The organism is Meiothermus sp. CFH 77666 (assembly GCF_017497985.1).
Classification (GTDB): domain Bacteria; phylum Deinococcota; class Deinococci; order Deinococcales; family Thermaceae; genus Meiothermus.
On record NZ_JAGDFV010000001.1, the window covers coordinates 340,653 to 350,854 of the forward strand.

The following is a 10,202-nucleotide window of genomic DNA, read 5'->3' on the forward strand; positions in this document are numbered from 1 at the left end:
GAGACCCATGCCGCGCAACTGGCTAACCCCCCTGGTACTGCTGGGCCTCTTGCTGGCGTTTCCACCCATCGCCAGCGCAACGGGTCTGGAGTTTTATACGGGCCTCCTGACCAAGATTATGATTTTCGCCCTGGCCGCCAGCAGCCTCAACCTGATTCTGGGCTATGGCGGCATGGTGAGCTTTGGGCATGCCGCCTATTTTGGCGTGGGGGCCTATACGGCGGCCATTCTGGCCCGCGAGGGCGTGAGCTCGGCCTGGGTGATCTGGCCGGTGGCCCTGGCCCTTTCGGGCTTGCTGGCTTTCCTGATTGGAGCGGTCTGCCTGCGAACCCGGGGTGTGTATTTCATCATGATCACGCTGGCTTTCGCGCAGATGATTTACTTTCTGGTGGTTTCGTTCAAACAGTATGGCGGCGAGGATGGGCTGCGGGCCCGGCGGCCCGATTTTGGGCTCTTTGAGCTTTCCGACACCACCCTGTACTACCTGACCCTGGCCGTGCTGGCAGGCGTGCTCTACGGCCTGTACCGCCTGGTGAACTCGAGGTTCGGGCGCGTGCTGCAAGCCATCCGCGAGAACGAGAGCCGGGCCGCCGCTATCGGCTATCCGGTCTACCGGTTCCAGCTGGTGGCCTTTGTACTAGCCGGGGTGCTGGCGGGGCTGGCCGGGGTGCTTATGGCCCACTACACCCAGTACGCCTCGCCCAACCTGCTGGCCTGGCAGCAGTCGGGCCACCTGATGATGATGGTAATCCTGGGTGGCGTGGGGCAGTTCTGGGGCGGGGTGCTGGGAGCCACAACGCTGCTGGTGGTGGAGGAAATCCTGCAAGATCTCACCATCTACTGGCAACTGGGGGTGGGGCTCATCCTGCTGCTGGTGGTGCTGTTTGCCCCCAGGGGGCTGGCCGGGTTGCTGCGGCGGAGGGCTGGATGAGCCTGCTGGTCATCGAGCACCTGACCAAGCAGTTTGGCGGCTTGCTGGCCGTCAACGACTGCAACCTGAGCGTTGAAGCGGGCGAGATCCACGCCCTGATTGGCCCCAACGGCGCCGGCAAGACCACCCTGATCAACCAGATCAGCGGGGCCCTGAGGCCCAGCAAAGGCCGCATTCGCTTCGATGGGCACGACATTACCCATACCCCCCAGCACCTGCGGGTGCGGCTGGGGCTGGCCCGCACTTTTCAGATCACCAACCTGTTCAGGAGTTATACCGTGCTGGAGAACCTCGAGCTCGCCGTGCAGGCCCGCAGCGGCAGCAGTTTTCGCTTCTGGAGCCCGGTCAAACGCGAAAAAGGGTTGCGCCAGGAGGCCGAGCAAATCGCCGAACTGCTGGGCCTGACTCCCCGCAACCACACTCCAGCAGCCCAGCTCTCGCACGGCGAACAGCGGCAGCTCGAGGTGGGGCTGGCCCTGGCCTGCAAGCCCAAGCTGCTCTTACTCGACGAACCCATGGCCGGCATGGGGCCCGAGGAGTCGGGGCAGATGGTGGAGCTCATCGCCCGGCTCTCTCAAAGCGTGACCATTTTGCTGGTCGAGCACGATATGGACGCGGTTTTTCGGCTGGCCCAGCGCATCTCGGTACTGGTCTATGGGCACGTAATTGCCTCCGGCCCCCCCGAGGCAATCCGGGCCAACCCCGAGGTTCACAAGGCATACCTGGGCGATGACCCCGGAGGCAAGCACCCATGAGCGCCCTACTGGAAATCCAGGACTTGCAGACCTTCTACGGCTCCAGCCAGGTCTTGTTCAACCTGAGCCTGCAAATCCGAGAGGGCCAGGTTGCCACCCTGCTGGGCCGGAACGGCATGGGCAAGACCACCACAGTGCGCTCCATCCTGGGCCTGACCCCGGCCCGCTCGGGTCAGATTCGCTTCGCGGGTACACGAATCGAAGCCCTACCGCCCGAGCAGATTGCCGCTCTGGGCATCGCGGTGGTGCCCGAGGGGCGGCAGATCTTCCCCAACCTGACCGTGAAGGAAAACCTGATCGCCTTTGCCGCCAACCGCAACAAAAGCCCCAGCCCCTGGACGCTACCCCGCATCTACGAGCTGTTCCCCCGCCTGCAGGAGCGGCAACACAACCTGGGCAACCAGCTCTCTGGCGGCGAGCAGCAGATGCTGGCGGTGGGGCGGGCGCTCATGACCAATCCGCGCCTCCTAATTCTGGACGAGGCCACCGAAGGCCTGGCCCCACTTTTACGCGAGGAAATCTGGCGGGTGCTGCGGCTCCTCAAGGAAAGTGGGCAGACTATCCTGGTGATTGACAAGTACGTCGAACGTCTGATTGCCCTGGCCGACCAGCACACCATCCTCGAGCGTGGGCGGGTGGTCTGGCAGGGCGACTCGGAGGCCCTGAAGACCCAGCCCGAGTTATGGAAACGGTATCTGAGCGTATAGAAATAGCCATTAGCAAGGGGCTATCCGCTATAAGCTTTCAGCCATTAGCTATGGACTCTCAACCATGAGCACCCCCTCCTGGCACGAACTCGAGTACAGCCCCCGGCTCTCGGTGCCCGATGCTGCCGAGTATTTCCGGCGCTGGGCCGAAGATTCCTATGCAGCCCGGCAAGCCTTGGAACACCACGCCAATTTGCCTTACGGGGCTGGCCCAAAGGAAACCCTCGACCTCTTCCCGGCCCCAAAGAGCCGCTACCTCCTGGTGTTCATACACGGGGGCTACTGGCGGGCCTTCGACAAGGACGACTTTTCCTGGCTGGCCCCGCCGCTGGTGAGGGCCGGTATCAGCGTGGCGGTGCTGAACTACGCCCTGTGCCCGGCGGTGCGCCTGGCCGAGATTACCGAGCAGTGCCGCCGGGCCGTGGCCTGGCTCTCCCGGGAGGTCCCCCGGTATGGGATCCAGAGCCCCATGCTCATCAGCGGGCACTCGGCGGGGGGGCACCTGACCGCCGAGATGTTTGCGACCCCCTGGGCGGCCTACGGTGTACCTTCGGGGGCGATTGCTGGCGGTATCGCCATCAGCGGCCTCTTTGACCTCGAGCCCCTGTTGCAGGTTTCGGTCAACAGCGACCTGCGGCTCGACCCCGCAAGCGCACGGGCCTCGAGCCCCATCTACAAAGAACCCACCCTCCGAGCACCCCTGCTGCTGGCGGTAGGGGGGCTCGAGCCCAGCGAATTCCACCGCCAGAGCCAGCTACTGCACCAGGCCTGGCCTAACAACTGCCCTGACGTGATCTCGCTGCCCGGGCTTCACCACTTCAACGCGCCGGAGGTACTTACCGACCTCGAGAGCCCGGTGTGGAGGCCTTTCCTGTAGTAAAGGTTTCAGGAATCCTTTGGGGGCTCAAAACGGCACCACCGGCCCCTGGTCTGTCCCCTTTTGATTTCTAAAGTTGCCATCGGCGGGTTTCCCAAAGCCCAGTAGCATCTCGCGGTCGGGAATCAGGCGGGCCTCGAGCCAGTCGAGGTTCTGGAGCACCGGCAGGGCCTCCTCGGCGGCCTTGACCTCGCGGGCCTCCACCAGGGCCCAGCCGCCCGGCCCCCGCACCTTGAGCTGGACGGGCAAAATACCGGGGTATTCATCGAGCCGGCTGCGCAGATCCAGCAGCTTTTCATCGTCCATCAGGGCCATATCGAGCTCGAGCTCCAGCACCTTGGGCATCCCCTCGAGTTCGTTGTACGGGAATACATCCTGCGCCACCACCCGCAAGCTCTCGCCCTCGCCGTCCGGCTCCACCTCCACCACTACTAAAACAGCGGCATCCTCGGCGATGCGCGGTGAAATTTTGTCGTAGGACTTGCCAAACCCCACCACTTCCACCGCGCCCGTCTCATCCCCCAGCGTAAAGCGCACCAGCATCCCGCCCGACTTGGTGGGCTTGCGAACAATCCCTTCTACCATCCCGGCCAGCAAAAGTCGCGCACGGTTGCGGCTGCCTTTGAGTTCGGCAAAGGCCTGGGGCAGATCCTCCACCGTACAGGTAGCCGCCTCGCGCAAGCCTCTGTAGCGGGAAAGCGGATGACCGGTTACGTAAATGCCCAGGGCCTCTTTTTCCATGCGCAGCTCGGTAATGGCATCCAGTAAGGGTTTTTTTGGAATAACAGGTTCCTGGGACTCGCCAAAGAGGCCCACCATCCCCGACTCAGCCCGCTCCCGCTCGGCCTGGGCCCACTTAAGCAGGTCGTCCAGGGCCGCCAGCATGGGCCCTCTGGGGCCAAAAGCATCAAAGGCCCCCGCCTTGATCAGCGACTCCACCACGCGCTTGTTGGCCACGCTGGCATCCACCCGCCGCAGAAAGTCAGGCAACGACCTGAACTTCCCACCCCGTTCCCGCTCGGCCAGAATCTGCTCGGTAGGGTGCTCACCCACGTTCTTGACCGCCGACAGACCAAACAGCACGCTTTTTTCCAGCGCCCGGAAGCTGAAGCCCGACTGGTTGATATCCGGCGGCAACACCTCGACCCCCACCGCCCGCGCCGCCCGGATGTACTCGGCCACCTTATCGGAGTCGCCGCGTTCAACCGTCAGCACGGCAGCAAAGAACTCCACCGGGAAGTGGGCTTTTACATAAGCGGTCTGGTAGGTCAGAATGGCGTACGCCGCCGAGTGCGACTTGTTGAAGCCGTAGTTGGCGAAGGCCTCGAGCAAGTCAAATAGCCGGTCGGCCTCGTCCTCCGGTATGCCCTTCTCTGCTGCGCCTTTCTTGAACTGGGCGCGGTGCTTGACCATCTCCTCCATCTTCTTCTTGCCCATGGCCCGCCGCAGCAGGTCGGCCTCGCCCAGGCTGTAGCCGGCCGCCACCGTGGCAATCTGCATAATCTGCTCCTGGTAGACCGGAATGCCATAGGTCTCTTCCAGGATCGGCCGAATGTACTTTTCGGCGTTGGGAAACTGCGGGTACTCCACCGGCTCGCGCCCGTGATGGCGGCGGATGTAGGTGGGAATGTTCTCCATGGGGCCGGGCCGGTAGAGCGCGCCCAGCGCGATGATGTCCTGAATGCGGCGCGGCTTTAATCCCCGCACGGCGCTGGTCATGCCCGCCGAGTCGAGCTGGAAAATCCCCTTGGTCTCGCCACGCCCCAGCAGTTCAAAGGTTGCAGCATCGTCCATCGGGATGCGGTCGAAATCAATCTCTACCCCCTTGGATTCCTTAACGATGCGCTTGCATTCGTCCAGAAATGAGAGGGTGCGCAGGCCCAGGAAGTCCATCTTCAAGAAGCCCAGAGCCTCCACCGAGCCCATGTCGTACTGCGTGACCTTGGCGCCGGTGTCGCCCGCCCGCATCAGCGGGATGTAGTCTTGCAGGGGCACGTCGGAGATGACCACGCCGGCTGCGTGTACAGAGGACTGGCGGTTCAGGCCCTCGAGCTTCTGTGCTACCTCCAGCACCCGCTTTACCAGCGGGTCTTTCTCCATTTCGGCCCGAAGGTCGGGGATGGTCTCGATGGCTTTTTCCAGTGGGGTAGGCTTGCCGAACACCACCGGGATCAGCTTGGCCAGTTCATCGGCCTTTTTGACCGGCAGCCCAAAGACCCGCGCCGCATCCTTGATGGCCGCCTTGGAGGCCAGGGTGCCAAAGGTGCCGATCTGGGCCACCATCTCGTCGCCGTAGCGCTGGCGCACGTACTCGATCACCTCCCCCCGGCGGACATCGGAAAAGTCGGTGTCAATATCGGGCATGGAGACCCGCGCCGGGTTCAAAAAGCGCTCAAAAAGCAGGTTGTATTCCAGGGGGTCAATGTTGGTAATGCGGGTGGCATAGGTCACCAGCGAGCCTGCTGCCGAGCCCCGGCCTGGCCCTACCGAGATGCCGTTGTCCTTGGCCCAGTTGATGAAATCGCTCACAATCAGCAGGTAGCCCGGAAAGCCCATCCGCTCCACCACGGTGAGTTCGTAAACCGCACGGGACAGAATGGCCCAGCCGTCCCAGACCATCCCTTCCCGCAGCTCGGGCAGGTGGGCCCGGGTGGCCTCGAGGTCGGGTATCTGCGCCAGTTCCCGTGCCAGCACATCTCCGTCGCCGTGGGGCACCGGACGACCTATTTTTCGCAAGAACTCGCGGTAGAGCTCGGGGGTCACCCGGCCCGGATAGCGCTTGAGCAGCCCGGTAAAGGTCAGTTCCCGAAAGTACGTCACCTCGGTACGTCCCTCGGGCAGTGGATACTTGGGAATGCGATACTGCACTTTCCTGGGCACCAGCTCCACGTTGCACATCCGCCCGATATTCACCGAGTTGTCGAAAAGTTCGTCCATCCGGCTGCCCCAGAGCTCTTTTTCGTCTTCAAAGGTCTGAACCATCTCCTGGGGGCTTTTGACATAAAACTCGTCGCAGGGGAACTTCCAGCGGTTGGGGTCGTCCCAGGTGGCCTTGGACTGCACCGCCAGCACCACCGCGTGGGCCTCGGCGTCCTCTTTGCGGACGTAGTGCCCGTCGTTGGTGGCCACAATCCCCAGGCCGTACTTATCGGCAAACTCCTTAAGTACCCGGTTCACCTTGTGCTGCTCGGGCAGGCCGTGGTCTTGAATCTCGATGAAGTAGCGCTCGGGGCCAAATATCGAGAGGTATTCCTGCAGGCGCTTTTCCGCGTCCTCGTGGCGCTCCTGCAAAATAAACTGTGGAATTTCGGCCCCCAAACAGCCCGAAAGGGCGATGATGCCCGCGTTATGCTCGCGCAGAATCTCGCGGTCTATGCGGGGTTTACCGTAGAAACCCTCGAGGTAGGCCCGGCTGGCCAGCCGGGAGAGGTTCTGGTAGCCCTCCATGTTCTGGGCCAGCAGCGTGAGATGAAAATAACCCCCATCCAGCCCCTTCCCCTGCTTGCGGTCAAAGCGAGACTCGGCGGCCACATAGGCCTCGTAGCCGATGATGGGCTTGACGCCCATCTCGGTGGCGTACTTGTAAAACTGCACCGCTCCGAACAGGTTGCCGTGGTCGGTCATGGCCAGCATGGGCTCCTCGGGCGAGGTCTGCTTGACCCACTTGAGCAGGTCTTTGAGCCGGGCCGCCCCATCCAGCAGGCTGAACTGGGTGTGCTGGTGCAGGTGGGCAAACTTACAAACCGGGCAGTTATCGGGGGTGTGGACTTTGCGATTTTCAAATGGATTGAGATCCGTGGCCATTATGGACAAAGCATAACGCAAAACCATCGGTATCCCTATGGCCCTCCAGCAAAGGCGGTTTCCCTGTAAGGCGGAGCCACATCTGACCGAAGATAGCGCTTGCCAAGCTGGTAAACTCAACCCGGTGAACCCCGCCAGACCCTCTACGGCCCCCTGGGCCTATGCACTGGGGGAGTTTGGGTTGGCTTTGCCGACCCATGCAGTGGGCAGTTTTCTGGTTTTTTTCTACACCGACCAGCTCGGTCTGGCTGCGTCCTGGGTTGCCCTGGCCCGCAGCATCAATGCGGTCTGGGACACCCTCAACGACCCCCTGTTTGGCTATCTGTCCGACCGTACCCAGCATGCCAGAGGGCGACGCTGGCCCTGGCTGCGGTTTGGCCTGCCGCTGTATGTGCTGTGTAGCCTGCCCTTGTGGTGGGTGCCGGCAGGGCTTCAGGGCCTGGGGCTGTTTATCTACTTCCTGATTTTTCTGTTGGTGTTTGAAGCCCTGGCTTCGCTGGTGTATCTCAACTTCAACGCGCTTTTTCCAGCACTTTATCCCGAAGAAGATACCCGGGTGCGGGCCAATGCACTACGGCGGGCAGCAAGTTTGCTGGGACTGCTGATGGTAACTTCATTGAGTCCGCTGCTGTATACCCGGCTTGGATTTGGCGGCATGAGCCTGATCTGGGCCGGGTTGGCCGGGCTCAGTCTGTGGCGTTTTTTCTCCAACCTGCGCGAACCCGGATGGGCACCCCCCTCTGCTTTTGCGGGTTTCTGGGCCAATCTGCTGGATACCCTTAAAAACCCGGATTTTCGGCTGATGTTGGCGGCGGTTGCACTGACCCAGACCGCTTTGGGGCTCTTGATGCTGGGCTTTCCCTTTTTTGCCAGGTATGCCCTCGAGCTACCCGGCGCACAAACAGGGGTGATTTTTGGAGCGGTATTTGGAGTTGCCCTGGTGTGTGCGTTCGTGTGGTCTGCAATCACCCGGAGGCTTGGCGCCAAGCAAGGCTGGCGATTGGCCATGGGGGTATTTGTGCTTGCCCTGTTGCCCCTGTGGCTGGTAGACAGCCTGACCTGGGTACTGATCCTGGCCCTTCCGCTGGGTTTTGCAGTGAGTGGGGTAGTGGTTTTGCAAGATGTGGTACTGGCTCAGGTAATTGATCAAGATGCCGACCAAACCGGTCTGCGACGTGAAGGGGCGTTCTACGGCACGGCGGCTGTACTGGTGCGCCTCTCGGGGGTGATACAGAACCTCATGCTGGCCTCCCTGACCCCTCTGTTTGGCTATGTGAGCGGAGACCAACCCGGCCCTGTGCCAGAAACCGCCTTCCGCTTCCTGATGGCCGGGCCGCCGGTGCTGGCCATGCTGCTGTCGGCACTGGTGGTGGGGTATATCCAGCCTCGGCGTCTCACAAAATGATGCGAGAGAAAGCAGGTGTCAAGGCAGGGCATTCTGTGCGAGATTAGCCGTAACCAACATGAATTAGTCGGAATACCATACCCCCACAACTGGTGAACAAAACGCAATAAACACAAAACAAGGTGTTATGCAAGGGTAGTGTAACTCAAAGCGTATCATCAATACCCTACACGGCGGTTTCCCTGCGTCGGGTACATAACGACGCATCGTGTAGGTTGTATCGATGGAAGTCCCAGCGGTGCTCTACTGAAACCGATTGGCAATCAACACTTTGAGCGCTCTTCACAATAACCGAGTCATCCGGGATTAAGAATCCTTTGTCCTGAACAGAAGAGTGGCCGCCCATCGAGGCGGCCAGGTCTGTGAAGACCGCGATATTCGCCACTAAATCACCCGGGGTAAGTGGTAAGGTCTTACTATTCAAACTCCGAGACTAAAAAGGGCGGCGGTGGTAGTTTTCCCAAGGCAAGCTCCCTCACCTCAGCCCGCAGGAAAACTTGACCCTCTGCGAAAGCCTCCAGGTGTAGCAACAGCCCCGTCTCGAGATCTAGTTTCAAGCGATACAAATCTCCTATATGCCAGAGTTCATCCTCCCCTAGACTCGGCGCCCAGACGGTATCAGACGAAAGGGTTTCCTCCGGTATCGGGGTGGCTTCCACACTAATAACCGGCCTGTTGAGAAAAAGATCCTCGGTGGGGCTCCCGAAACGGTGGGTAAACAGCAGGAAAAGGAGAAGAAAATGCTCGCGAGGAAGCGTCCCAAGCTCGAAGGCTTCGTTGTTGATGGGATCACACAGGTATTCACCAAACCCATTCGAGCACCGTACGGTCTTTGCAAGCGGTTCAACCCTTGTCTTGTTGTACCACATGGTCTTTTTTTGTCCGCCTCTAGCAATCACTCTTTTACCAGATTCCCGTGTTACCCTCTGATTTTGGATCTCTTTATTCGTCTCCTCCCTGACCATCCATTCGCCGGGCCTCCACCAAAACTTAAATTCATGCCACAGAGTTCCATACCAGGGTTCGCGTCTGTGACTATCGTGTTTCTCTAGAACAAGTCCCATCATCGGGTAGTAGAACTCCCACACGCTGGAAAAGTACAGACCGAACGCGAATCGCCATTCGCTACCCACAATTCTTTGAAACAGACGTTGGGTGGCTTGGTTGCTGTCAATCATTTCAGCAACATCCTACCAGTTAGCTGCGTATACGTTGCGTTTGCCGGGTACTCATGTTTAGTAACACTTGTCATCCCCACAGATTGGTGGATCTGGCTTAGGCGGATCACATTCGATTGACCGGACATTCGACACCCTAGAAAACCAGCCTAAACTCCAATAGCCTGGGGTTCGAAAGGTAACCTGGGCCAGCGCTCGGTACGTACCATTAACACAAGGCGCTCTTACCGTAAAATTTGTCCATCTAACCTTAGTGGTAGTGCTTTTTGAACCGCGTTCAACCGCAATAGTTTGCCATAGAAATCCTTGCCAGCGTTGCAGATAAAGCGAGAGACTGTATGTCGTAATAGCCCTAAGGTTGTGAGGAGTGCAGTCAATGGTTGCCTTTGCCTTGATCTTTCCTTTTTCGTAATGCGAAGGGTGCGGGTCATCCACCCGACCACCACACTTTATATAATCACTGGTGCTAGTCACAAAACGATGTCAGCTATACACAGGTCTGGGGAAGCAGCGATGAGGTTCAGGGCGATGATGAGGTAAGCCCA

At 60.1% G+C, this 10,202-nt stretch carries 7 protein-coding genes; 5 read left to right on the forward strand and 2 right to left on the reverse strand.

The window, feature by feature from the left end:
• Positions 1-7 precede the first annotated feature (7 nt).
• The 4 genes from J3L12_RS01510 to J3L12_RS01525 all read left to right on the forward strand — a co-directional run bounded on the left by J3L12_RS01510 (position 8) and on the right by J3L12_RS01525 (position 3,270).
• On the forward strand, positions 8-931 hold the full coding sequence (locus J3L12_RS01510) for a branched-chain amino acid ABC transporter permease (RefSeq protein WP_208013260.1): 924 nt from the start codon (positions 8-10) through the stop codon (positions 929-931).
• The gene (locus J3L12_RS01515; protein ID WP_208013261.1) at positions 928-1,686 is read left to right on the forward strand and encodes an ABC transporter ATP-binding protein; all 759 of its coding nucleotides are present in this window, start codon (positions 928-930) and stop codon (positions 1,684-1,686) included. The genes J3L12_RS01510 and J3L12_RS01515 overlap by 4 nt, the downstream gene beginning before the upstream one ends.
• Complete coding sequence (locus J3L12_RS01520; protein WP_208013262.1) at positions 1,683-2,393, forward strand: ABC transporter ATP-binding protein; 711 nt, start codon at positions 1,683-1,685, stop codon at positions 2,391-2,393. The genes J3L12_RS01515 and J3L12_RS01520 overlap by 4 nt, the downstream gene beginning before the upstream one ends.
• 64 nt (positions 2,394-2,457) lie before the next feature.
• Complete coding sequence (locus J3L12_RS01525) at positions 2,458-3,270, forward strand: alpha/beta hydrolase (protein ID WP_208013263.1); 813 nt, start codon at positions 2,458-2,460, stop codon at positions 3,268-3,270.
• A 27-nt stretch (positions 3,271-3,297) separates the two neighbouring features.
• Here J3L12_RS01525 and dnaE read toward each other — a convergent pair whose 3' ends face one another.
• Positions 3,298-7,074 carry a DNA polymerase III subunit alpha gene (gene dnaE / locus J3L12_RS01530; protein WP_208013264.1) on the reverse strand — a complete coding sequence of 1,259 codons (3,777 nt, stop codon included), beginning with the start codon at positions 7,072-7,074 and terminating at the stop codon, positions 3,298-3,300.
• A gap of 124 nt (positions 7,075-7,198) precedes the next feature.
• On the opposite strand from dnaE, the gene J3L12_RS01535 reads away from it, so the two are divergent.
• The gene (locus J3L12_RS01535) at positions 7,199-8,479 is read left to right on the forward strand and encodes an MFS transporter (protein ID WP_208013265.1); all 1,281 of its coding nucleotides are present in this window, start codon (positions 7,199-7,201) and stop codon (positions 8,477-8,479) included.
• 416 nt (positions 8,480-8,895) lie between these two features.
• On the opposite strand, the gene J3L12_RS01540 is transcribed toward J3L12_RS01535, so the two are convergent.
• Complete coding sequence (locus tag J3L12_RS01540; protein WP_208013266.1) at positions 8,896-9,657, reverse strand: hypothetical protein; 762 nt, start codon at positions 9,655-9,657, stop codon at positions 8,896-8,898.
• Positions 9,658-10,202: the final 545 nt, after the last annotated feature.

What these genes read in the sequence shown, in the direction of transcription:
- J3L12_RS01510 (WP_208013260.1), top strand. Translation starts at nt 8, where the DNA reads ATGCCGCGCAACTGGCTAACCCCCCTGGTACTGCTGGGCCTCTTGCTG.
- J3L12_RS01515 (WP_208013261.1), top strand. Translation starts at nt 928, where the DNA reads ATGAGCCTGCTGGTCATCGAGCACCTGACCAAGCAGTTTGGCGGCTTG.
- J3L12_RS01520 (WP_208013262.1), top strand. Translation starts at nt 1,683, where the DNA reads ATGAGCGCCCTACTGGAAATCCAGGACTTGCAGACCTTCTACGGCTCC.
- J3L12_RS01525 (WP_208013263.1), top strand. Translation starts at nt 2,458, where the DNA reads ATGAGCACCCCCTCCTGGCACGAACTCGAGTACAGCCCCCGGCTCTCG.
- dnaE (WP_208013264.1), bottom strand. Translation starts at nt 7,074, where the DNA reads ATGGCCACGGATCTCAATCCATTTGAAAATCGCAAAGTCCACACCCCC.
- J3L12_RS01540 (WP_208013266.1), bottom strand. Translation starts at nt 9,657, where the DNA reads ATGATTGACAGCAACCAAGCCACCCAACGTCTGTTTCAAAGAATTGTG.